The sequence below is a fragment of the Micromonospora sp. NPDC048930 genome (assembly GCF_043197935.1).
Taxonomy (GTDB): domain Bacteria; phylum Actinomycetota; class Actinomycetes; order Mycobacteriales; family Micromonosporaceae; genus Micromonospora.
Window position 1 is genome coordinate 383,841 of the sequence record NZ_JBICUB010000006.1, and the last position, 22,347, is coordinate 406,187.

Consider the following 22,347-nt stretch of genomic DNA (forward strand, 5'->3'; position numbering starts at 1 on the left):
CCGGAGGCGGGCGGCCGGCCGTGGCGTACCGGCTCAGCGAGGGCCGACGCGGAACATGCCCGTCATGTCCTCGTGCACCGCGTACCCGAAGCGGCGGTAGAGGCTGACCGACCCGCCGGTCGCGAAGAGGCCGATGAAGGTGCGCGACGAGGCCCGCCCGCCGATCCACTTCTCCAGCCGGGCGAGGATCGCGCCGCCGACCCCGCGCCGCTGCCGCTCCGGCAGCACCGCCAGGTCCTGCAGGTAGTAGTAGATCGCCCCGTCGCCGACCAGCCGGCCCAGCCCGATCACCCGGTCACCCTCGACCGCCACCACCGCGTGCAGCGAGGCGGCCAGCGAGGCCGGGATCGCCGCCGGGTCGTACGAGTCGGTCCAGCCGACCGCGGCGGTGACGGTGAGGAACTCCTCGACCGTGGGCAGCCGGTCCTCCAGGTGGTACTCCATCATCGGCAAACTACCCCGGTCGGTCGCCGACCAGGGGTGATATGGCCCGGTCCAGGGCCGCCGCCACCTCGTCCGGCCCGGCGTCCCCGTCGAGCACCACGAACGAGCCGAACTCCGGCAGCGGGGGCCACGACCCGGGAGGCTAACCGGCCCGGGCAAACCCGTCGAAAAAAAAATCCGACCCGGTTGTCGGATCCGACCGGGCGGCTCCGACCTACCGGTGAGCGCGCCCGCCGGGGGCGCCACCGAGCAGGAGGACACCATGCGCAAGCTCGTCCACTGGGTGCACCAGTCCGTCGACGGCTTCATCGAGGGACCGAACGGCGAGTTCGACTGGCCCGCCATGGGGCCGGAGCTGTCCGCATACTCCTTCGAACTGACCGACCGGGCCGACGCCTTCCTCTACGGGCGCACGGTGTGGGGGATGATGTCCTGGTACTGGCCGCGTGCGGAGGAGATCTCCCAGGACCCGCACGACCTGAGGTTCGCCCCGGTCTGGCGGCGGACCCCGAAGATCGTCATCTCCCGGACCCTGGAGAGCGCGGAGCACGGCGCCCGGGTGATCGGCCGCGACCTGGCCGCCGAGGTCGCCGAGCTGAAGGCGCAGCCCGGCGGGGACCTGCTGCTCACCGGCGGCGCCGGCGCGGCGGCGGCGCTGACCGAGCTGGGGCTGATCGACGAGTACCAGGTCGTCGTGCACCCGGTCGTGCTGGGCGGCGGCACCCCGGTCTTTCCCGGCAAGGAGCGCCTCGACCTACGGCTGGTGGAGAGCCGGGGCTTCGACGGCCGGTCGGTGCTGCTGCGTTACGTCAGGGCCTAGAGGCGTCACCGCTCCCGGCGGGGCCAGTACGTGGCGACGGTGGCGGGCCGTGCCGGGCCGGGTGGACGGACCGGGCAGAATCGTCGGTGCCCGTCCACGAGATCACCGACCCCGACGACGACCGGATCGCCGACTACCGTGCGCTGACCGACGTCGAGCTGCGTACCCGCTGGGAGCCGCCGCACGGCCTGTTCATCGCCGAGGGGGAACTGGTGCTGCGGCGGGCGCTGCGGGCCGGGTACCCGGCCCGGTCGTACCTGGTCGACGCCAAGCGGGTGGACCAGCTCGCCGACCTGGACACCGGGGCGACGCCGGTCTACGCGGCCACCCCGGAGGTGCTCCAGCGGGCCACCGGCTTCCACGTGCACCGGGGCGTGCTCGCCTCGTTCCACCGCAAGCCCCTGCCGAGCGCCGCCGAGGTGCTCGACACCGCCCGGCGGGTGGTGATCCTGGAGGACGTCAACAACCACACCAAGGTGGAAGGCGATAAAATACACCCATCATTTCCCTAGTTCAGGGAGGGTGGTAGTGCCGGAGAAGCAGGGCCTCCAGTGGTTGGTGTCCCCGGAGGAGCTGGAGCGTATCCCGCTCGCTAAGCGGGTGCTCGGCTACGTCCGCGTCTCGGATGTGCACGGGCGAGGCGACGACCTTATCTCGCCCGAGATCCAGGAGCACTCGATCAAGACGTTGACCGACCGCGAAGGGTTGGTGATCGTCGCCTGGATCTACGACATCGACAAGTCGGGTCGCAACTTCACCAAGCGCCGGGTCAACGAGACCGTGGCCGGCGTCAACGCGGGTCACTGGGAGATCGTGATCCTGTGGAAGTGGTCCCGCTGGGGCCGGAACATGAAAGAGTCGCTGATCTACCTCAGCATGGTCGAGGACGAGGCGCGCGGGAAGGTCCGGGCGGCGACCGAGGACTTCGACCCGAAGACGTCGATCGGCAAGTTCAGCCGCAACCAGATGCTGCTCATCGCCGAGCTTCAGTCGGACATGATCGCCGACTCCTGGAAGGAGGCGCAGGCCAAGCGGCGCCGCGACGGTCTACCGCACACCGGGGCTCCCCGGTTCGGCTACGACTACGAGAGGCGGACCGGCTACACCGTCAACCAGGACCAGGCGAAGGCCCTGAAGAACGCCTACGAGCGATACGTGGCCGGCGAGTCCATGCGCGCCCTGGCCATGGAGTGGAACGCCATGGGCCTGACCACCGTCAAGGGCAACCGCTGGTCCCTTCAGTCGATCTCCCGGATGATGGACACCGGCTTCGCCGCCGGCCTGATCCGCGAGCGCACCGAGCCGCCCACCTCCAGCGACACCGGCGGGAGTAATGGACGCTCGATCTGGTGCTTCGACGTCTGGCGCGAGGGCAAGCACGAGCCGATCATCGAACGTGAGACGTGGGACGCCTACAAGAAGCGCCGCGACGAGCAGGCGACGATGGCTCCCCGCCTGCGGACCGCGGTGCACTCCCTGTCCGGCCTCATGACGTGCGCCTGGGAGGGCTGCGGCGGCCCGATGGTGTCCGTGTACTCGGGCCGGAACAAAAAGCACTCCTGGACCTGCTACCGGGCGCGCGACCGGAAGGAGCACCCGTTCAACTCGGTGTCCAACGCCCGCGCCGAGGCCGACGTGCTCGCCTGGCTGGATCGGGAGGCTGAGGGCGGCGAGGACATCGAGGAGCGGAGGGAGCGCCTTCGGGCGGGCCGTGAGGCGGTGGCGGATGCTACTGAGCTGGAGCGGGAGATCCGCAAGCTGAAGGCCAAGGTGTCCCGGTATCAGGAGATGTATGCCGAGGGCGACCTGGACAAGGCGGACTACCAGCGGAGGCGGGACGTGCTGAAAAAGGAGATCGAGGCCGCCGAGGAGAAGCGGGACTCCGCCGTGTCCCGGTCTGAGGCTGCCGGCGCCTACGCTCAGCAGAAGTTCGGCGTCCTGCGGGACGTGTGGCACGAGTACACCCCGGCCGAGCGTCGGGAGGCGCTGCTGACCCTGGTGACCACCATCAAGGTCATGCCTGGGCCGTATGAGCCGGGCAAGAAGGTGGTCCCTGTGCCGAAGTGGGCCAAGGCTGCCGCCTGACGGAAAAGCTCCCCGCCAACCTCGCATGAGGCTAACGGGGGCTTCCGTATTACTTGGCTGGCGTCGCGGTGCTCTGGCGTACTGCCTCGGCCGCCTTGCGCCGGCTGGGGTTTCCTGGGCCAGGGCGATCACGTCCCAGAATCGGTCGAAGCACTCGGCCTTGGTCGGGGTGCTCACTCCGCCACCAGCTTCGTCGGCGTCCAGTACCAGACGCCATCGCCGAAGGCTTCGACATACTACGGTCGCCAGACCCGGCCGCAGTAGGGGCACGCCCAGAGGGTGTTGCGCATCCGGCGCCGCACCCGCCTCGGGTCGGGCAGGGCCGCGGTGCGCAGGTCAGGTGGCTCACAGGCCGACCCCGCTCGGCTCGCCGTCCTCGTCGTGCGGCTCCAGGACGATCTGCCCCGTCTCCCGGTCGGTGTAGTGCTCGACCCGGGCCGAGTAGAAGAACAGCATCGCCTCCTTCCACTCCTCGTCGGACATGCCGCTGGTCGCGGCGCCTGGATCTCCTGCTCCTTCCTCAGCTACTTCTGCTCGCCCGGCAAGTGGCGGACGAAGGCGATGGCGACGGGCACCGGCCCGAGCGGGACGCCGTTCGCCTTCAGCCCGGACGACAAGGCTGAGGCGCGGATCGTGTCCTGCCCGAAGCCCGAGAAGTAGGATCAGGCATGGAGAAGACGTGGGGCGTGGCAGTCGAGTACCAAGGTGCGCCCGTCAAGCCGTACCCCGAAGAGGGGCCGGCGCTTGACGAGCGGGTGGAGTTGGCCAGCATGACGGTGGACGGGACCAGCAAGACCCGCATCGTCGCCTCGGTGACCGTCAAGACGGAGGAAGAGGCACGCGAGATCGGGGCGGCCGGCATCGCCGAGCTGGCCCGGAACTTGCGCCTGCCGGCCGAGCCCGTGAGGGTCCTCATCACCGACTAACCGAACAGCAAGACGAGAGGCCCGGCCTCCCCGTGTTGGGGGGCCGGGCCCTTTTTCGTTTCAGGCCGCTATGTCGACCGAGCGCCAGTCGAAAAGTGGCCCTTGCCGTCGCGGATGTAGACCGCTCCGCGCGGGGCGACGCGCCGGGAAAGCCGCGCCTCGTACCACGTCCTTGCGCCAGCCGTAGTCGTTCGCGGTGGCTCGCAGGTAGACGCGGGTGTCGGTCACCAGCTCGACCCGGCACTGAACGGGGCGTCGCTCGTCGTCGAGCCAGTACGCGACATCACCGGCAGTGAGTTGCCAGCATTGGCACGATACGTCCGACTAGCCCGGCTGCACGATAGTAGTTGGTGACACGGACCACGGCTGAGCTGGGAAAACGTCAGCCCTCATCCTCGCGGCCCAGCTCCCAGAACGACACAGCAGCAGCCGCCGCCACGTTGAGGGAGTCGACACCCCGCCGCATCGGGATCACCACCCGGACGTCGCTGGCCGCCTGCGCCGCCGCCGTCAGGCCGGGGCCTTCGGCTCCCAGCAACAGAGCGGCCTTCGCTCGCTGAGCCGCAGTGAGGCGCTGAATCGGCACGGCGTCGGGAGCCGGCGTCATGGCGAGGATCGTGAAGCCTGCCGCGCGCACCAGCTCCAGCCCCGCCGGCCACGGGTCCAGCTTCGCGTACGGCACCGCGAACACCTCGCCCATGCTCACGCGCACGCTGCGCCGATAGAGCGGGTCCGCGCACGTCGGGGACAGCAGCACGGCGTCGATGCCCAGGGCGGCTGCCCCCCGATACACAGCTCCCAGGTTCGTGTGGTTATTCATCCCTTCGAGCACCGCCACACGGCGGGCGCCAGCCAACACCTCCTCCGCCGCCGGCAACGGCTTGCGGTGGAAGCTGGCTAGGACGCCCCGGTGGACATGGAAGCCGGTGACCGCCTCCAGCACCTCCTGACTGGCCGCGTACGCCGGCCCATGATCGAGCAGGCTGCCGAGCTGGTCCACCCGCTTCGCGTCCACCAGGAAGGACCGCGGCCGATACCCGGCCCGCAGCGCCCGGCGCAGCACCAGTTCCCCCTCGGCGATGAACAGCCCATGCGGCGGCTCCCACCTGGTGCGTAGCTCCACGTCAGTCAGGGCGCGATAGTCGGCGATCCGCTCGTCCGCCGGGTCAGTGATCAGCTCTACGGTCACCCGCCGAGTCTTGCTCATCGGCTGCGTGAGCTGGGGAGGAGGGCCGGGGTGCAGTTTGGAGTCGTGCACGAAGCCTCGGCGCGATCTTCCGGGCCGTGGCGGCGCTCGGCGTGGACGCGGTGCTGCTCTCGCCGACCTGCGCCGACCCGCTCTACCGGCGCAGCGTCCGGGTCAGCATGGGCGAGGTCTTCGCCATCCCGTACGCGAAGCTGGAGCCCTGGCCGGACGCCCTCGCGCAGGTCCGGGCGGCCGGCTTCACGGTGCTGGCCATGACGCCCGCGCCGGACGCGGTGCCGATCCAGCGACTGGACGCGGCGCAGCGGGCCCGGGCGGCGCTGCTGATGGGCGCCGAGGGGGCCGGCCTGACCCGGGCCGCGATGGACGCCAGCGACGTACGGGTGGTGATCCCGATGCGGCGCGGGGTGGACTCGCTCAACGTCGCCGCCGCCACCGCGGTCCTGCTGCGAGCTGGGCCGCGACGACCTGCTGTGACGCCGGGGACGGCGACCGCCGCCCCCGGCGCCGGGCCGGTCAGGCGAAGTACGTCGACCAGAGGTTGTGGGTCGGCCAGCTGGTCACCGCCCGGGAGGCGGCCCAGAGCGCCGAGTCGATCGTGCCGTAGCTCAGCCCGGACTCGTCGTCGCGCTGGTTGAACACGGCCGCCCAGCTCATCCCGTGGTACGTGCGGACCATGATGCTGTACGTGCCGGCGAAGCTGCCGGTGTGCCAGGTGTTGCGTCCGGTGCCGCCGCTGACCGGGCGGACCTGCCAGCCCAGGCCGTAGTACCAGCCGTCGGCGTTCACCCCGGTCGGGTTGGGCACCGCGAAGACCCGGCCGATCGAGGTGCTGTTCAGCACCGTGTTGCCGCTGTCGAAGGTGGCCGCCCAGCGGACCAGGTCCACCGCGGAGGCGAGCCAGCCGCCGTTGGCGTCGTGGATGCGCATGCTGAACGTGCCGTACGGGGCGTCGACGATGGTGCCCGAGTTGTCCAGCACGGTCGGGCCGGTGTACTGGGACTGGTAGCCCACCTCGCCGCTGTGCCGGCTGATCGTCCAACCGGTCGCCATCCGGGTGATGCCCCGCGGCGCGAGCAGCGTCTGCTTGATGTACGTCTCGTACGGCAGGCCGGTGACCTTCTCGATGATCCGGCCGGCGAGCAGGTAGCCGTAGTTGCTGTAGGAGACCGTTGAGCCGGGGTCGTGCATCAGCGGCTGGCCGGACATGAACCGGATGACGTCGGCGTGGGTCAGCTCCATCGGCACGCCCAGCGCGTTGGCGATGACCCGGTCCTTGAACACCGGGTCGAAGGCGGTCAGGTCCCGGTCCCAGCCGCCGGTGTGCTGGAGCAGCCGCCAGAGGGTGATCTGGCTCAGCCGGGGGTCGGCGGTCTGCCCGGCCGGTGGGATCAGGTCGAGGAACTTGGTGATCGGGTCACCGAGGCTGAGCTTGCCGTCCTGGGCGAGCCGGACGATCGCCGCCGCGGTCAACGACTTGGAGAGGCTGGCCACCCGGAACAACGAGGTGGGCGCGATGTACTGCGGCGAGTTGTTGCCGTAGCCCCGGGCCAGCACCAGCCGGCCCTGGTAGGTCACCGCGAGCTGGCCGGCCTCGATGTGCCGGGCCTGCATGAAGCTCTTCATCGTGTCGTCGAACGCGCTGAGCGAGCTGACCGCGGTGCCGGACGCCGTCCAGGTGTCCACCGCGGCGCTCGCGGCCGCCGCCCCGAGCGCGCCCGCGCCCAGGGTTCCCACCCCGGCGGCCCCCACCAGTTTCCCGAACGCCCGTCGGCTAACCGTCGTCCCGTCCATGCCTCCCCTTCCGATTGATCACGATCATGGCGACGCTACTCGATCTGATCGGACATCTGGGAAGCGGCCGGGTCTTCGGGATTGGCGGTGACGCACGGTAGCGTGTCGCCCGTGTTCCCTACCGTCCGTGAGGTGCTCGCCCTGGTGCCCGTGCGCCACGGCGCCCCGCGCCTGGTCGCCGGGGACGCGGGCCTGGACCGCCCGGTCCGCTGGGTGCACGTGGCGGAGGTGCCGGACATCGCCACCCTGCTGGGCGGCGGCGAGCTGGTGCTGACCACCGGCATCGGGCTGCCCGCCGACGACGCGGGGTTGCGCGCGTTCATCGGCGACCTGGCCGACGTCGGGGTCTCCGGCCTGGTGGTCGAGCTGGGCCGCCGCTACGTCACCGGGGTGCCCCGGGTGATGGCGGCCGCCGCCGAGCGGCGCGGCCTGCCCCTGGTCGAGCTGCGCCGGGCCACCCCGTTCGTCCGGATCACCGAGGCGGTGCACGCGCTGATCGTGGACGCCCAGCTCACCGAGCTGCGCGCCACCGAGGAGATCCACCAGCGGTTCACCGAACTGTCCGTGGAGGGCGCCGAGCCGGCCGAGGTGGTCCGGCAGGCCGCCGAACTGGCCGGCTGCCCGGTGGTGCTGGAGAACCTCTCCCGTCAGGTGCTCGCGTACGACCCGGCGGGGGAGAGCGCGGAGCTGCTGCTGGACGGCTGGGAGCAGCACTCGCGGCGGATCCGGCCCGCCGGGCGCACCGCGTACGACCCGGACAGCGGGTGGCTGGTGACCACGGTCGGGGCGCGCGGCCAGGACTGGGGGCGGCTGCTGCTGCGCTGGCCGGCCGGCGGCGACCTGACCACCAACCGGCATCCGGCGACGACCGTCGACGGGCCTGAGCGCGCGACCGCTGACCACCGCCTGCCCCTCGATGGCGGCACCGCCCTGCGGCCGGGCCCGGATCCGGTCGACCCGCCGGCCCGGGCCGCCGACGACCCGGGCTCCCCGGACGGCCGGCGCGACCCGGTCGACGCCGCGCCGGACGACCGGTGGGCCGCACCCGCCGCGCCGGGCCACGGCGCACGGGGGCCCGTCACCCCGCCCACCCGGCTCACCATCCTGATCGAGCGGGCCGCCTCCACCCTCGCCCTCGGCCGGCTGATCCGACGCGACGCCGAGGGGCTGGAGCGGCAGATCCACCGCACCCTGCTCACCGCCCTGATCGACCATTCCCGCCCGGTGGACGAGGTGGCGCTGCGGGCCAAGGCGCTGGGCGTGACGCTGGACCGCCGGCACCTGGTCGGCGTGGTCGTCCGGCACCGCGCCGACGAGCCGGCCGGGGAGGGCGGGCTGTCCGCCGCCGACGCCGGTCCCGCCGCAGGCCCGGCCCGGCTGCGGGACCTCGCCGAGGCCGTCGGCCAGGCCCTGCGGGAGGCCAAGCTCACCGCCCTGACCAGCGCCGTCGACGACCAGGCGGTGGGCGCGCTGCTGGTGCTGCCCGACCCGGCCGCCGAGGAGAAGGCGCTCGCCGCGTTCGCCGCCGCGCTGCGTCGGGTACGCCTCGACGCCGCCCCGGTCCGCCCGGCCGTGCCCCGGCCGGCCGACCCGGCCACCCGACCCGTCGCGGTGGCCGCGCCCCGGACCCCCGACGGCGCCTCCCGTCCCGGCGCAGCCGGGGCGCCCCGGCTCACGGACGGCGCACCCCGTACTGCGGCAGCCGGCGCGCGGTCGACCGACGGCGCGCCCCGTGCCGGCGGCGGGTCGGGGGCTCCCCGGCCGGGCGGCCCGGCGGCGGTGATCATCGCGGCCGGGTCCGGGGTGGGCAGCCTGCGCGAGGCGCGCCGCTCACTGGTCGAGGCACGGCAGATCGCCGAGGCGGCCCGCCGGGACCGGCGCGACCTGCCGATCTTCCGGCTGCCGCACGTCGGGCTGGCCGGTCTGCTGCACCTGCTGCGGGACGAGCCGCGCCTGCAGACCTTCGTCGAGCGGGAACTCGGCGCGCTGCTGGCGTACGACGCCCAGCACCCGCGCGAGCAGCTGCTCGGCACCCTGCGGGCGTACCTGGAGCAGGGCCGGAACAAGTCGGCGGCGGCCGCCGCGGCGCACCTGTCCCGGCCGGCGTTCTACGAGCGGCTGGCCCGGATCGGCCGCATCCTCGACGTCGACCTGGACTCGGTCGAGGCCTGCCTCTCCCTCCACGTCGCCCTGCTCGCCCTGGACGCGGTCCGCGACACCTGAGTCGCGGACCGCGGTCAGAAGGGGAGCCGGGTGTTGCGGAGCCGGGCCAGGAGGGCCCGTTCACCGGAGACGAGGTCCAGGTCCACGTTGTCGTCGCGGCCCGCCAGGGCGCGCAGGTAACCGACCGCGTCACCGCGGACCACCGCCATTGGGTCGCCCGAGCCGATCAGCCAGGCGCCACCGGCCGGGCCGGTGAGTTCCAGCGCGACCGGTGGCGCCGTCCACTGGAGCGCGAGGTCCCGGATGGCCTGCGCGACGATGTGCCGGTCGTGCTCGGCGATGACGAAGAGCTTCCCGGTGGCGCGGGCCAGGTCCACCCGGTGCATCCACAGGTCGCGGTTGAGGATCACGTCGAGCAGGTAGCCGACGCGGACCGGGGGCATCCCCGGCATCCCCAGACTCATCGGGGCGCGGCGCAGCAGCGCGGACCGGCGCCAGCGGGCGTGCACCGCCCGCGGCCACAGCACCGCGAACCGCTCCACCAGCTCGGGTCCCCGCTCCGACCGGTGCTCGGCGACGCCGACGGCCATGTGGGCGTCGACGGGGATCTTTCCCCGGCGGTGGAGGCGTCCCAGGAGTTCCCGGCGCAGCATCGTGCGTAGCTTCAGCGCATCCTCGGCCTGCGCCACGAGATGGGAGACCATGGTGCGGACGTCCCATTCGGTGGCGTCCGTGCGGCGTTGCCAGTCGTCGTCCCGAAACTGGCGGAGCAGCGCCAGAGTCGCTCGTCCCTCGGCCTCGCCCACCGCCGCCGCCTGGTCGCGGTCGGCCTGCCGCTGCTCGGCGGCCACGACGAGAGACTGGGTCATCGGGCTCACCGCACCTTCCCCGTGGACGGACGCCTCCAGTGTCGTCGAGATCGACCAGGCGACGGGGCGGTTCGGCCAGCTCCGGCCGCGGTGCCGGGTCAGGTGAGGGCGGTGAGGGCCTTGGCGTAGGGGGCGGGGACGAAGGTCGGGCCGGCGGGGGTGAAGACGTCAGAGGTGGCGGCCGCCGTCCAGGCGGTCTCCGGCAGGGCCTCGACCAGGGCGCGGACCACCGGGGCGTCGCGCCACTGCTCCTGCTGCGCGAGGAGGCTGAGCGCCACCACCGACTCCTCCACCTCGCCGACGCACTCGAACGGCTTGTGCCCGTCCACGCCGAGCAGCTCCCGGTAGCCGGGCAGCTGGGTGGTGTCCGCGAGCAGGTCCCCGCCGAAGATGCGCGTGATCCGTTCCCGGGACATGAACGGGGCCAGGGCCAGGAAGACGAACCGGCACTTCGGGCAGTCGCGGCACCACCGTTCGCTCGGGTCGTGCAGCTTGAACGCCCGGTTGCAGCTGGTCACCACGGCGTCGTACCGGTCGATCTCGGCGAAGAGCCGGGCGATGTGCAGCTCCGACAGCGACCGCAGCAGTGAGAAGTACGGCTCGGTGAGCCCGGCGTGCTCCGCGAGGGCGGCGCGCAGCAGCCCCTCCGCCTCCACGCCCTTGGACCACTGGTGGTTGATCTCGTGACCGTTCCAGACCAGATTCGGGTCGGACGCCGAGCGCTCGTTGGACATCACCACCGGGCCGAGCCCGTGCAGCACGGCCGTCGCGACCGCGATCAGCGAGTTGATCGCGGTGACCGGGATGTGGCCGTTCAGCGCGCCGGCGGCGTTGAGGTCGAACAGCACCGGGTCGATCCGCCGCCGGGCCGCGAGCGGCACCAGGTCGGAGGCCTCGTTGACCGAGACGATCACATGGTTCGGGTTGACCGAGAAGGGCACCGGGTCGAAGCCGCCCCGGCGCAGCGCCTCCAGGCTGACGATGGAGTCCTTGCCGCCACCGACGGCCGAGAGCGGACGCCGGTCCGAGTCGTCGTACACCCGCGGCGGAGTGACCTCGCCGGCCGGCACCTCCGGGCGCAGCTCCAGCACGTGCGGCAGCTGGTTGCGGTACGCGTACTCGGCGAGGCCCTTGGTGTAGACGGCGGTGACGTACTCGACGGCGGCGGCGCCCAGCGGCGCCGGCAGCACCAGCCGGGGTGGCGCGGCGGCCTTGTAGTAGCTGACCCCGGCCACGACGTGCAGCAGTTCGAGGACCCGGCCGAGGGTGGCCGCGGTCTCGTCCGACACCGGTTCGGCCGGCAGCGGCAGGGTGATCACCTCGGTGAACCGCTGCTCGCCCTCCGGACCGGTGAGGGTGTAGTCCAGCAACACCTCGCCGGTGGCGAAGTCGATCGAGTAGGACGGGAAGGTGAAGGCGTCCATCCGCCGGAGCTGCTCGTTGGGCACACGCAATACTACAGCGCGTCTCAATGGTCCGTTGGGTCATGAGACACCGCCCTTCTCGGGCGTCCCTGCCGTCACGGTCGTTCGTAGCGGTGGGGTTCCTCCGTCGTTGGGGCTGGTTTCACCGGCGCGTGGGCGCTGGTCAGAGCCGTCCCTCGGGAGGCGTTGGTGACCGGGCCTCGTGCTTCGGGGTCCCGGGTCTGGGCATGGTGTTGCTCGGCCCAGACGGCGAGGTTGACGGCCGCGTTGACGTCCCGGTCCGTCGTATGCCCGCACTCGTCGCAGCGGAAGATGCGCACGGACAGGGGTAGGGCGGGGCCGACGGTGCGGCAGGCACTGCACATCTTGGTGGACGGATACCAGCGAGGCGCTGCAGTGGCCTGCCCGCCGCGCCAGCGTTGTTTGTAGCCGATGATGCGGGCCAGGTCGGCCCAGCCGGCATCGGAGATGGCGGCGGCCAGACGCCGGTTGCGGAGCAGGCCTGCGGTGTGCAGGGTTTCCAGCGCGAGCCGGTCGTGGGTCTTGACCAGCCGGTTGGCGACCTTGTGCAGGAAGTGTCTACGTATGTTGGCGACGCGGTAGTGGGCCTGGGCCAGCCGGGCGACGGCCTCGGCCCGGTTGCGGGAGCCCCGCTGTTTGCGGCTGAGCTGGCGGGACAGACGCCGTAGTCGGGGCAGGGCGGCCCGCAGCGGGCGTGGGGCGTCGGTGACGCGCATCATCTGCCGGCCGGTGGTGTCGGCGGCCACGATGAGGGCGGTGAGGCCTCGGTCGATGCCTACCCAGCCGCCGCCATCGGCATCGGGGCGGGGCGGGTGTTGGTGGGCGGGGTGCAGGTCAGCTGCCTCCACGGTCACGGTGACGGTCCACCGGCCCGCCTGAGCAGAGACGGTGGCGTACCGGACAAAGGCCCGGCCGGTGCGGGTCATCCGCCGGAGTCGGCGGGTGTCCTCTCGTACCCTCAGGACCCCGATCTTCGGCAGACAGACACTCCGAGGCCCTGCCGTCGGGTCCCCGACCCGGATGCTCGGCCGGCCGGCCTTGGTTTTGCAGCGGACGCGAAACGACGGGCGGGTGCGGCTCTTGCGTTTGAATGTCGGGAACCCCACCCGGCGGCCCTGCCGTTTCCCCCGTCGGGAGTCGGCCCAGGCGGTCAGGGCCCGGCCCAGATCGACGGCGGCTTCCTCACACACCTGCTGACACACCTGCGCCCGCCACGACAACCCCGTGACCACTGTCTCGGCCGAACCGGCCGAGTCGACCACGAAGCGGCGACCCGCCTGCGCCGAGGTTTTCCACGAGTTGAACGCGTTGATCAGGTCGAAACCCGACCACGGCACCACCACCGACCCGCCCCGATGCTTCGTATCCAGGGCTTCCTTCACCAGAGCCAGGCACTGGTTGAACGCGAACCGAGCCGCCCCCGCATGACGGGCCAACACCACCACCTGCGACGGTGACGGGTCGACTGTGAACCGGAACGCGGTAAACCTCCCCACAGCCCCACAGCATGCCTGCCACCTACGACACTTCCACGAGGTAGCTGGTGTTAACCGGCGGTTGACCGCGTCCCGGTCGATCGACAAGAACTCGCGCAAGAGCCAAGCCGAGTTCGTTTGCTTCTTCTGCGGCTTCACCTGCAACGCCGACACCAACGCAGCAGTCAACGTCGCGGCAGGACAGGGCGGAAATGTCCTGTCCCTGGCGAACAGCCCGTGCCGGAGGGCGACAGCGGCCACCAGCCGTTCGAACGCGGGCGTGTGGGGCCTGGGTACGTCCCTCATTCCCGAACCTCAGCCTGTATAGGCTGGAATCCCCCTCATTCTGTAAGAGGGGGAGAATGTCAACGAGGAGAGCCTGTGCGCCTGTCTGATCTGCGCGGACGTCATGTCGCCGTCTGGGGAGCCGGCCGGGAGGGCCGGGCCGCCGTGACCGCGATCGCCGCGCACGGCCCGGCGGGCCTGGTGGCCGTCGACGACAGCGCGAACTTCCTCACGGTGCCCTGGGAGGGCCCGCTGGCCGAGGCCGCGCCGCTGGTGACCGGCGAGGAGGGTTTCGCCCGGCTGGCCGCCGCCGAGGTGGTGGTCCGCTCGCCCGGGGTGCCGAACACCCACCCGTGGATGGTGGAGCTGCGCCGCCGGGACGTACCCGTCACCCAGGGCAGCGCGCTCTGGATGGCCGACCACGCGGACCGGACGGTGGGGGTCACCGGCAGCAAGGGCAAGAGCACCACGTCCAGCCTGATCAGCCACCTGCTCGCCGCGATGGACCGGCCGAACGTCTTCGGCGGCAACATCGGCGTGCCGCTGCTCGACCTGCCCGAGGCCGACCTGTACGTGCTGGAGCTCTCCAGCTACCAGTGCGCCGACCTGACCGACTCGCCCCGGGTGGGCGTGGTCACCGCGCTCTTCCCGGAGCACCTGGACGCGCACGGCGGGGAGCGGGAGTACTACCGGGACAAGCTGAACCTGATCGCGCACGGCCCGCACGCGGTGGTGGTCAACGGCGCCGACCCGCGGCTCGCGCTGGAGCTGGGCGACCGGGCGGCGGTCCGCGCCGGCCTGCCGGACAGCACGCACGTCGCGTCCGGGCCGGACGGCGCCCCCTGGTTCCACCTGCGGGACACCCCGCTCTTCCCGCGCACGGTGCTGCCGCTGGTGGGCCGGCACAACGAGGGCAACCTCTGCGTCGCCCTCGCCGTGCTCGACGCGCTCGGCGTCGACGTGGTGGGCCGCAAGGACACTCTCGCGTTGGCGGTCGCCGAGTTCCAGGGGCTGGCCCACCGGCTCACCGAGATTCCCGACCCGTCCGGCCTCACCTTCGTCGACGACACCCTGGCCACCAGCCCGTACGCGGCGATGCACGCGATCGACGCGTACGAGGGGAGGCCGCTGACCGTGATCGTCGGCGGCACCGACCGGGGGCTGGACTACACCCCGCTGCGGGAGCACCTGGCCGAGCGGGAGATCACCGTGATCGGCATTCCGGACAGCGGGCCCCGGATCGTCGAGGCGCTCGCCGGGCTGTCCGGGGTGCGTACCGAGATCGCGGAGGACCTGGTCGACGCGGTCGCGCTGTCCCGCAAGCTCACCCCGGCCGGCGGGGTGGTGCTGCTCTCCCCGGCCGCGCCCAGCTACGGCCGGTTCCGCAACTTCGAGCACCGCTCCGAGGTGTTCGCCCAGGCGGTCGCCGACACCGCCCGCTGAGCCGGCACCGCCCCGAGGAGGTGCTGCTGGTCGAGCGGGACGGGCAGCCGTACGACCGGCTCGTCCTGGCGGTGGACCGGCCCATAGAGGTCTCCCGGGCGATCGCGCGGGCCCGGTTCCGCGGAGTCAGGCCCGGTCGGCCGGGGTCCGGTCGGGCGGGTCCGCCGGCTCCCGGGGCGCGGGCGGTGCGGGCGCGGCCTCGGTCGGCGCGGACTCCGGCGGCGCAGCCGGCCGCTTGTCCGGCGTCCAGGCGAACGCGAGCGCGCCGCCGACCAGGGTGAGGAGCATGCCGATCAGGAAGCCGCCGAGGTTCGAGGTGAGCCAGGAGCCGAGCCCGAGCACCAGGGAGAGCAGCGCGTAGAAGACCCGCTGCTGCGGGGTGGTGATCAGCAGCACGCCGCAGAGCACCAGGATGGTCGGCACCAGGTACGCGGCCAGTCCCTGCGGCCCGACGTGCAGCAGCACCCCGAGCGGCGCCCGCAGGGTCACCAGCATCTCCCCGCCGCCGAGCGTGATCAGCACTCCGGCGGTGAACGGGCGGCCCCGGCGCCAGCGACGCCAGCGCCCGCCGGGGTGGCGGGCGGCCGGCGCCGAGGCGTGTCTGCCGGCGATCATGTCAGCACCCGTCGGCGCTGAACGACATGTGCAGGTTGGGCAGGGTGAACACGGCCGCCGTGGTGGCGTAGTTGTTCTGCCGCAGGTTGGTGATGGTCACCGTGTCGGCCTGCTGGGAGAAGACGCCCGGGTTGCCGCGTACGCCGGGCACCTGGTCGAGCGTGCTGGCGTCCTGCCCGACGTTGATGTTGTTGAACGAGGCGTTGCCGGCGACCTCGTCGCCGTCGACGACCAGTGTCCGGGCGGTGACCGGGCTGCCGCCGTCGCCGGCGGTGATCCGCAGGTTGATGCCACCGAGGCTGATGCTCTGGCAGAGGTTGGTCAGCTGGGCCCGGTCGATCGCGGAGACCATCACCAGGACCTGGCCGCCGGTGTCGCCCTCGTTGGGGCTGTTCTCGATCATGTGGTCGATCGTGGCGAACTGCTCGAAGCCGGTGCCGTCGAGCCGGTCGGCGGTGACGGTGAACGGCATGCCCGAGATGGCGAACTGCACGCCGAGCGCGCCCTGCGCGGTGAGCGCGATCATCCCGGCCGCACCTGCCGCGACGGTGCCGAAGGTGACGGCGAACCGGCGCCAGCGCACGCCGCTCCGGGGTGCTCCGGGTTCGATCGGTGCGAGTTGCTCCGACATGGCGGCTCCTTTTCGAGATCAATTCATCGGCGACGATGTGTCGCGGTCGTCCGCCGGTGTGGTGGAAGAGATCTGAATTGGCTTCGCGTGGTGTCGCGCCGAAGGGCGCAGGCCGAAGTTACCGCTGGGTAAAGGGTCGGTCAACAGCGTGTAGCGGGGAGTTGGGCGGCATCTGCGAAATGTGGCCAACAGTCAGAAACCGCTGCGGTTTTTCATCAATGGGGCTCGCTGGGCGCGCACGGCGCCGTCGCGCTCGGGCCGTCCCCGGGGCTCACCGGCCGGGTCGCCCGGCTGGCCGCGTCCCGGCCGAGGAACGGAGCGGTGGCCGCGTAGGTGAGCACGGGCAGCAGCAGCGGCAGTTCCTCGATCGGTCCCTGCGCCACCCGGCCGCGGATGGTGGCGTGGAGGCCGCCGACCACGGTGGACACCAGCAGGTCCCGGTCGACGTCGCCGGTCGCCGGTCCGGGCCCGGCGTCGGCGAAGAACCGGCGGAAGCTGGTGAGCAGGGCGTCGCGCTCCCGGCGGGCGTCCGGGCCGGCGGCGTCCACCTCGACCAGGGCCATCCGGGCGAACGCCGGCACGCTGGCCAGCACCTCCAGCAGGGTGCGCAGGGCGGCCCGGGCGGCGTCCGGCCAGTCCGGCCCCGCGTCCCGGTAGGCGTTCTCCATCAGCTGCGACACCACGGCGATCCCGTGCCGGTACGCGGCCAGGAACGCGTCCTCCTTGCCGGTGAAGAGGGCGTAGAAGGCCGGCCGGGTCACCCCGGCCGCGCGGCAGATGTCGGTGACCCGGGCGTTTTCGTAGCCCTTCGTCGCCACCTCCTGCACGAGCCCGTCGAAGAGGCGGTCGCGTTGGGTCGCCGCCACCACCTCGGCGGAGACCCGGCGCGGGCCGCGCTTGATGGCCCGGTCGGGGTCGCGGCCGGGGCGGGCGCCAGGCAGGGGGATCGGCGCCGGTTGCGGGCGGCGCAGGGTGGACAAGTGATCGACCTCCTTTGATGCATTGACTTTACGACCCTCGGAGGTTTATAAATTCTGCACTCTGAGTTGACGCCCCGTCACGAATGGTGATCTCCCCGTACGGTCACCCCGAGCTCGTCGAAGGAGGGCGCGATGGCTGCCATTATCGCCAACCACGAGTGCCCTCCCAAGGCCGGAAAGGCGCAGGTGACGCGGCCACGCCGCAGTGCGCCACGCCGGCCCGCGCGCTGACGTCGCGGCACCCCACCACGCCCGGCCGGCCCGTCGACGGGCCGTGGTCCGGTGGCGTCCACCACCTGCCGTCCCCCGTGGACGGCGCCCACCACCCCGCCCGGCCCGTACGGCCGCGCGGCGACCGTGCCCGAACCCCTGTCCGGGCGCGGTCGATCCCCGTCCCTCCCAACGGAAGGAAGAACCATGCCCAGGTACGGACGAATCGGCGCGGGCCTCGCCGCCGTGGCGCTGCTGACCAGCCTGATCGGCGCCGCCCCGGCCGCCGCCTCCCCGTCGTCCTCGCTCGCCGGCGCCGTGCTCACCTACCCGACCCCCGGCGGCACCGCCGTCGCCGTCGGCGATGTCATCCAGGCCAGCCTGGCCAGCGGCACCAACGCCACCTTCTACTCGTCCACCACCGGCACCACCGGCGTGAAGTGCGCCGCGTCCAGCTTCAGCGCCACGGTGCTGAGCAACCCGCCCGCGCCCGGCACGGCCACCGAGAGCCTCACCGCGCAGACCTTCACCAGCTGCACCAGCAACGTGGCCGGCACCACCGGGGTGAACAGCGTGACGGTGAACAACCTGCCGTACGCCACCTCCGTGACCAGCGCCGGCGTGGTGACCATCTCCGGCACGGCCACGGCCCCGATCCAGAGCACCGTCGTGCTGAACACCCTGCTCGGCCCGATCACCTGCGTCTACCGGACAAGCAGCAACACGCTCACCGGCACCGCGGTGAACGCCACCAACTCGATCGTCTTCACCAACCAGGTGCTGACCAAGTCCTCCGGACCCAGCACCTGCTTCAGCACCGCGTACTTCACCGCCCGGTACTCGCCGGTGCAGGACAGCACCCAGGGCGGCAGCCCGGTCTACGTCAACTGACGGCCGCCCCTCGGGCCGGCGTCCGGCGGTTCGCCGCAGGCGCCGGCCCGCGGGTCAGCGCGCGGCTTCCGTCCCGCCGTCCACGAGGGATGGGCCCAGTGCCGCGTGCAGGGCGCGCATCGACCGGATCGCCGAGCGGATCTCCTGGAGGTAGCGCCCCGGGGTGAGGGTGGGCTCGGGCAGCTGGGCCAGGACGCCCAGCGCCGGGTCCACCCCGACGGTGTCGATCCCGCAGGCGTAGGGCACCGCGAGCGTGCGCAGCGCGTCGCAGTGCTGGAACGGCACGTAGATCGGCGCGGTCACCATCAGCACCGGGTCCCCGGCGCGCAGCCGGACGTGCTCGGCCCAGAACCGCTGGGTGTCGGCGGTGTGCGCCCGGCGCCGGTCCGGCTCGCTGGACGGGGCGGCGAGCACCCGTACCGGGGGCAGGCCGGCCGGGCGGTAGGTGCGCGAGGACCAGGCCCGGTGCGGGTGGTCCGCGTCCTCGCCGGTCTCCTCGCTCGGGTCGGTCACCCCGAACGCGGCGCGTACGCCGGCGTCGAGCACGTCGACCTCGGTGGCGCAGCCGGCCACGCCGGCGTCGGCGAGCATCCGCGACTCGGCCGGGGAGAGGGCCCGGAAGCTGCCCAGCACGGCCACCTCGCCGGAGACCCCGGCGACGGTCCGGGCCAGGTGCGCGGCGTACGCGGTGCGGCGCAGGCAGGCGTGCGCCAGCCCGCCGAGCACCAGCAGGTGGGCGTACCGGGGCAGGGCCGGCGGGGCGGCCCGGACCAGCCCCAGCGCCTCGGCCGCGGCCAGCACCAGCCGGACCGTGGCCGGGTCGAAGGCCGGCTCCCGCGCCTCGGGGCGCTCCCGCCCCTCCCGGAAGTCCCAGTGCCGGGCGGAGAAGTCGTCCAGCCCGGCCAGCACCGCCGGCACGTCCCCGGCCGGCCATGCGCCGCCGAAGTGCCCGACCAGGGCGCGCAGCGGCGGGGACTCCACCCAGGCCCGTACCCCCGCGGCGATCTCCCCGCCGGTCGTCCCCGCCGCGCCGGCCGGCAGCGCCACCTCCGTCGTCCGCACCCGGCGGATGCTACCGCCGGTCGGGACGGCGGCACCGGCCGTTGTGGATCGTGGCTACCCTGGGTGCGACGACGGGATCGGAGGGTGCCGATGGCGGGTGACGTGCTGCGCCGACGGGCCAAGGGTCGGTCCGGATCCGCCGACGGGTTCGCCCGGCTGGTCGCGCACACCGACCCGGTCGCGCTGATCGGCATCACGCTCTCGATCTTCCTGTCCGTGACGCTGGACCTGACCAACGCGGCCACCGGGGTCGAGTCGCTGCTGGCCGGGTTGATGGGCATCACCATCTCGCTGCTGGTCGACTCGCTGGCCCGGGCCGAGCGCCGGTTCCACCTGCGGACGCTGCTGGACGGGCCGTCCTGGCTGGTCCGGGCCACCCCGCAGCTCGCCGGCGCGGTACGCGAGGCGGCCGAGCGGCACGCCGGGACCCGGGTGGCCGTCGAGGCGCAGCGCCGTTACGAGGAGTTCCGCCTGGAGGCGGAGCAGCTCGCGGCGGGCCGGATCATCCGGCGCGGCGACGACGACGAGGACCTGGTCGGCGCGACCCGGGACTGCACCCGCGAGCTGGTCGGGCTGACCAACGTGATGCCCCGGGTCAGCGGCGAGATGAGCTGGTGGCGGGGGGACGTCGGGCGGCGCTACTGGGAGGCGAACGTGGCCGCCCTGGCGCGGGGCGTACGGATCACCCGGATCTTCATCTACGCCACGCTCAGCGACGAACTGTCCGAACTGGTGCAGCGGCAGCGCCGGGCCGGGGTCCGGGTGGGCCTGCTCCCGTTCGGCGCGGTCAGCCCGCACCTGCACGTCAACCTGGCAGTCTGGGACGGTTCGAGCTGTTGGGAGGCGGGGATGACGGCGCACGGCGAGATCAGCGAGAACCAGTTCTCGGTCAACCGGGCGGACGTCGAGCGGCTCACCCGGATCTTCCGGCTCTGCGCCGACGTCGCCACCTTCCAGGACTGAGCGGGGCCGCCGTGACGTGGAGTGCCGTACTGCTGGTGACCGCCGTGGTCTGGGCGGTCAGCGTGATCCGCTCGGTCCGGGTGCGCGCCTTCGTCTACAGCCTGCCGCTGCCGATGACCCTCGCCCTGGTCACCACGGGCCACCGGGTGGACGGGGCGCAACTGCTCGGGGTGGTCGGGCTGAACCTCTTCTTCGTCACCGTGGCGGTCACCCACCGCCGGTGGCGCTGGCCGATCCTCCTCGCCGACCTGGCCGGGGTCGCGGCGTACGTGGCGCTGAGCGCGGGGGTGCTGGCGGTGCCGCTGCCGTTCGAGGCCGCCCTCGCCGGCACCGTGGTGCTCTGGGCGGCGGCCATGGTGCTGCTGCGCCGCCGCGCCGCGCCCGCGCCGCAGGCCGCCGCGTCCCGGCCGGAATCCGCGCCCGACGACGCCGGGCAGCCACCGGAGTCGTCCGGGCGGGACGGCCTCGCGGCGCCGGTCAAGCTCGTCGTGATCTTCGTCGGGGCGGTGCTCACCGGGCTCCTCGGCGAGCTGCTGCGCGGCATGGTGGTGACCTTCCCGTACTCGGGGGTGCTGGTCGCCGTGGAGGCCCGCCGGCAACTGGCCGACTTCAGCCGGCACTTCGCCCGCAACAGCCTGGCCCTGCTCGGCTTCCTCGCCGGCTACCACTACCTCCAGGACGTCTCGCCGGCCGTCGCCCTGGCCGGCGGCTGGGCCGCCTTCGGGCTGCTCGCCGCCGCCCTGCACCTGCCGCGCCGCCGGTCCGCCCGGCCGGCCGCCGACCCGGCCGACAAGCCCGACAGCCGACTCCGCCCCGGTCCCGCAGCGGAGCGAGCGAGCCTGCCACCCGCATCGCCGCCCCGCCGGATCGAGAAGGCCCGGCTGTCCGGCCACCTCCTACCCGGACCCGACGGCCCAACCTGACCCCGCCCGCCGGACCGCACCGACCCGCGGCCTGATTCACGGAAAGAGTGGTTGTTCGTCGCGGGGCAGCCACTATTTCCGTGAATCAGCGCGGATCGTGGGCGCGAGGGCGCTCGGGGGTCAGGTCGCCGCCGCGACCAGGTCGGCGATGCGGGCCAGCGGGTCGGCGTACGCGGGCCAGTCCAGGCCGTCCACGCTGGGCGCCGCCCGGCGGCGTACGCCGTCCACCGCGCCGGCCGCGACGATCGCGGTCAGCACCTTGTGCGACCACTCGGGGCGGAGCAGCTCGCGCAGGGCGGTCACCTCCGGGCGCAGCACGGCGAGGGCGCCGACCAGCGCGGCGGCCGCCCAGTTGGAGGTGCCGCCGACCAGCAGCGCCTCGCAGCCGACCACGCAGCGGATCTGCGCGCCCCGGTCGACCACCCGCTCGACCAGCTCGGCGGGGAGGCGGCCCATGCCCAGCTCGTTGCCCCCGTCGCCGATGCCGATCCGGAAGGCGGGGCCGGCGGTGAAGAGCCGGTCGAGCGGCGCGCTGTGCCCGCCGATGTCCTCGCCCCGCATGTTCCGCGGCCGGCCGTCGACGCCGGGGCCGACCCGCTCGCAGGCGATCACGTGCGACAGTCGGGCGTACCGGGGCAGCACGCCGGCGGCCCATTCGTCGTACCCCCGCAGGGGTGCCACGTCGAGGGCGACGCCCGGCGCGCCGGCGGCGATCGCGGCGGCGACCACCGGGGCGCAGGGCGCGTCGGTGACCACCCGCACCTGGCCACCGAGCGCGCGCACCGCGGCGGCGAGCTGCACCGCGCCGATCGGTCCGTCGGTCTCCGCGGCCGGCGGCGCGGCGGCCGGGATGAAGAACCCGGTCAGCACGGCGGCGTCGGGGGCGGGCCGGCCGGCGAGCGAGCGGGCGGCGGTGAGCAGCCCGCCGGCCGCCGCCACGGCGAGCCGTTCGCTGCCCCGACCCACCTCCCGCGCGGCCACCCGGGCCAGCTCGGCGACGGTCTCCTCCACCCGCATGCGTTCCCTCCCCGACGGTGCGGACGGGCCCAGGGTAGGCGCGGCGCGCCACTCCCGCAGCGGGTGCGGATCGAGTGGTTGACCAGCCCGTAGACCGGCGGA

At 72.9% G+C, this 22,347-nt stretch carries 20 protein-coding genes and 4 pseudogenes; 12 read left to right on the forward strand and 12 right to left on the reverse strand.

What is annotated here, in order from left to right; genetic code table 11:
* Window positions 1-33: 33 nt before the first annotated feature.
* Complete coding sequence (locus ACGFI9_RS18680) at window positions 34-444, reverse strand: GNAT family N-acetyltransferase (RefSeq protein WP_393179230.1); 411 nt, start codon at window positions 442-444, stop codon at window positions 34-36.
* Window positions 445-706: 262 nt separating this feature from the next.
* Between ACGFI9_RS18680 and ACGFI9_RS18685 the strand changes: the two genes are divergently transcribed.
* From ACGFI9_RS18685 to ACGFI9_RS18695, 3 genes and pseudogenes are all read left to right on the forward strand, one after another.
* The gene (locus ACGFI9_RS18685; RefSeq protein WP_393179387.1) at window positions 707-1,264 is read left to right on the forward strand and encodes a dihydrofolate reductase family protein; all 558 of its coding nucleotides are present in this window, start codon (window positions 707-709) and stop codon (window positions 1,262-1,264) included.
* 86 nt (window positions 1,265-1,350) lie between these two features.
* A pseudogene (locus ACGFI9_RS18690) lies at window positions 1,351-1,743 on the forward strand (RNA methyltransferase); the annotation flags it as partial.
* A 49-nt stretch (window positions 1,744-1,792) separates the two neighbouring features.
* On the forward strand, window positions 1,793-3,349 hold the full coding sequence (locus ACGFI9_RS18695; protein ID WP_393179231.1) for a recombinase family protein: 1,557 nt from the start codon (window positions 1,793-1,795) through the stop codon (window positions 3,347-3,349).
* Between the two features lie 345 nt (window positions 3,350-3,694).
* Here ACGFI9_RS18695 and ACGFI9_RS18700 read toward each other — a convergent pair whose 3' ends face one another.
* Window positions 3,695-3,832 (reverse strand): hypothetical protein, encoded by a 138-nt coding sequence (locus tag ACGFI9_RS18700; protein ID WP_393179232.1) that lies wholly within the window; start codon window positions 3,830-3,832, stop codon window positions 3,695-3,697.
* A 185-nt stretch (window positions 3,833-4,017) separates the two neighbouring features.
* Here ACGFI9_RS18700 and ACGFI9_RS18705 point away from each other — a divergent pair, with 185 nt between their 5' ends.
* Window positions 4,018-4,275, forward strand: a complete 258-nt coding sequence (locus ACGFI9_RS18705; RefSeq protein ID WP_393179233.1) for a hypothetical protein — start codon at window positions 4,018-4,020, stop codon at window positions 4,273-4,275.
* A gap of 382 nt (window positions 4,276-4,657) precedes the next feature.
* Here ACGFI9_RS18705 and ACGFI9_RS18710 read toward each other — a convergent pair whose 3' ends face one another.
* Complete coding sequence (locus ACGFI9_RS18710; RefSeq protein WP_393179234.1) at window positions 4,658-5,482, reverse strand: TrmH family RNA methyltransferase; 825 nt, start codon at window positions 5,480-5,482, stop codon at window positions 4,658-4,660.
* Window positions 5,483-5,535: 53 nt separating this feature from the next.
* On the opposite strand from ACGFI9_RS18710, the pseudogene ACGFI9_RS18715 reads away from it, so the two are divergent.
* Window positions 5,536-5,956 (forward strand): annotated as a pseudogene (locus ACGFI9_RS18715) (TrmH family RNA methyltransferase); the annotation flags it as partial.
* Window positions 5,957-5,995: 39 nt separating this feature from the next.
* On the opposite strand, the gene ACGFI9_RS18720 reads toward ACGFI9_RS18715, so the two are convergent.
* Window positions 5,996-7,273: a serine hydrolase domain-containing protein gene (locus tag ACGFI9_RS18720; protein ID WP_393179235.1), complete on the reverse strand. Its 1,278-nt coding sequence runs from the start codon at window positions 7,271-7,273 to the stop codon at window positions 5,996-5,998.
* 111 nt (window positions 7,274-7,384) lie between these two features.
* On the opposite strand from ACGFI9_RS18720, the pseudogene ACGFI9_RS18725 reads away from it, so the two are divergent.
* Together ACGFI9_RS18725 and ACGFI9_RS18730 are read left to right on the forward strand one after the other, a co-directional pair.
* Window positions 7,385-8,116, forward strand: a pseudogene (locus tag ACGFI9_RS18725) (PucR family transcriptional regulator ligand-binding domain-containing protein); the annotation flags it as partial.
* Between the two features lie 219 nt (window positions 8,117-8,335).
* A pseudogene (locus tag ACGFI9_RS18730) lies at window positions 8,336-9,496 on the forward strand (helix-turn-helix domain-containing protein); the annotation flags it as partial.
* A gap of 14 nt (window positions 9,497-9,510) precedes the next feature.
* Here the strand turns inward: ACGFI9_RS18730 and ACGFI9_RS18735 are convergent.
* The 3 genes from ACGFI9_RS18735 to ACGFI9_RS18745 all read right to left on the reverse strand — a co-directional run bounded on the left by ACGFI9_RS18735 (window position 9,511) and on the right by ACGFI9_RS18745 (window position 13,246).
* Window positions 9,511-10,305: a maleylpyruvate isomerase family mycothiol-dependent enzyme gene (locus ACGFI9_RS18735; RefSeq protein WP_393179236.1), complete on the reverse strand. Its 795-nt coding sequence runs from the start codon at window positions 10,303-10,305 to the stop codon at window positions 9,511-9,513.
* Window positions 10,306-10,403: 98 nt separating this feature from the next.
* The gene (locus ACGFI9_RS18740; RefSeq protein WP_393179237.1) at window positions 10,404-11,753 is read right to left on the reverse strand and encodes a hypothetical protein; all 1,350 of its coding nucleotides are present in this window, start codon (window positions 11,751-11,753) and stop codon (window positions 10,404-10,406) included.
* 71 nt (window positions 11,754-11,824) lie between these two features.
* The gene (locus ACGFI9_RS18745) at window positions 11,825-13,246 is read right to left on the reverse strand and encodes an RNA-guided endonuclease InsQ/TnpB family protein (RefSeq protein ID WP_393179238.1); all 1,422 of its coding nucleotides are present in this window, start codon (window positions 13,244-13,246) and stop codon (window positions 11,825-11,827) included.
* Between ACGFI9_RS18745 and ACGFI9_RS18750 the strand changes: the two genes are divergently transcribed.
* Together ACGFI9_RS18750 and murD are read left to right on the forward strand one after the other, a co-directional pair.
* Window positions 13,218-13,553, forward strand: coding sequence for a zinc ribbon domain-containing protein (locus tag ACGFI9_RS18750; RefSeq protein WP_393179239.1), 336 nt, complete (start codon window positions 13,218-13,220; stop codon window positions 13,551-13,553). The genes ACGFI9_RS18745 and ACGFI9_RS18750 overlap by 29 nt on opposite strands.
* 53 nt (window positions 13,554-13,606) lie before the next feature.
* Complete coding sequence (gene murD, locus ACGFI9_RS18755) at window positions 13,607-14,953, forward strand: UDP-N-acetylmuramoyl-L-alanine--D-glutamate ligase (protein WP_393179240.1); 1,347 nt, start codon at window positions 13,607-13,609, stop codon at window positions 14,951-14,953.
* Window positions 14,954-15,079: 126 nt separating this feature from the next.
* Here the strand turns inward: murD and ACGFI9_RS18760 are convergent, their stop codons facing one another.
* The 3 genes from ACGFI9_RS18760 to ACGFI9_RS18770 all read right to left on the reverse strand — a co-directional run bounded on the left by ACGFI9_RS18760 (window position 15,080) and on the right by ACGFI9_RS18770 (window position 17,179).
* Window positions 15,080-15,568: a DUF6114 domain-containing protein gene (locus ACGFI9_RS18760; protein WP_393179241.1), complete on the reverse strand. Its 489-nt coding sequence runs from the start codon at window positions 15,566-15,568 to the stop codon at window positions 15,080-15,082.
* Window position 15,569: 1 nt separating this feature from the next.
* The gene (locus ACGFI9_RS18765; RefSeq protein ID WP_393179242.1) at window positions 15,570-16,199 is read right to left on the reverse strand and encodes a DUF6230 family protein; all 630 of its coding nucleotides are present in this window, start codon (window positions 16,197-16,199) and stop codon (window positions 15,570-15,572) included.
* Between the two features lie 215 nt (window positions 16,200-16,414).
* Window positions 16,415-17,179: a TetR/AcrR family transcriptional regulator gene (locus tag ACGFI9_RS18770; RefSeq protein ID WP_393179243.1), complete on the reverse strand. Its 765-nt coding sequence runs from the start codon at window positions 17,177-17,179 to the stop codon at window positions 16,415-16,417.
* Between the two features lie 417 nt (window positions 17,180-17,596).
* Between ACGFI9_RS18770 and ACGFI9_RS18775 the strand changes: the two genes are divergently transcribed.
* Window positions 17,597-18,280, forward strand: a complete 684-nt coding sequence (locus ACGFI9_RS18775) for a Tat pathway signal sequence domain protein (protein ID WP_393179244.1) — start codon at window positions 17,597-17,599, stop codon at window positions 18,278-18,280.
* Window positions 18,281-18,334: 54 nt separating this feature from the next.
* On the opposite strand, the gene ACGFI9_RS18780 is transcribed toward ACGFI9_RS18775, so the two are convergent.
* Entirely contained in the window at window positions 18,335-19,342 is a 1,008-nt protein-coding gene (locus tag ACGFI9_RS18780; RefSeq protein ID WP_393179245.1) for a hypothetical protein, read from the reverse strand.
* A gap of 90 nt (window positions 19,343-19,432) precedes the next feature.
* Between ACGFI9_RS18780 and ACGFI9_RS18785 the strand changes: the two genes are divergently transcribed.
* Window positions 19,433-20,305, forward strand: a complete 873-nt coding sequence (locus ACGFI9_RS18785; RefSeq protein WP_393179246.1) for a hypothetical protein — start codon at window positions 19,433-19,435, stop codon at window positions 20,303-20,305.
* A gap of 11 nt (window positions 20,306-20,316) precedes the next feature.
* Window positions 20,317-21,228 (forward strand): hypothetical protein, encoded by a 912-nt coding sequence (locus ACGFI9_RS18790; RefSeq protein ID WP_393179247.1) that lies wholly within the window; start codon window positions 20,317-20,319, stop codon window positions 21,226-21,228.
* 120 nt (window positions 21,229-21,348) lie between these two features.
* Here the strand turns inward: ACGFI9_RS18790 and ACGFI9_RS18795 are convergent, their stop codons facing one another.
* Window positions 21,349-22,245: a glutamate cyclase domain-containing protein gene (locus tag ACGFI9_RS18795; protein ID WP_393179248.1), complete on the reverse strand. Its 897-nt coding sequence runs from the start codon at window positions 22,243-22,245 to the stop codon at window positions 21,349-21,351.
* Window positions 22,246-22,347: the final 102 nt, after the last annotated feature.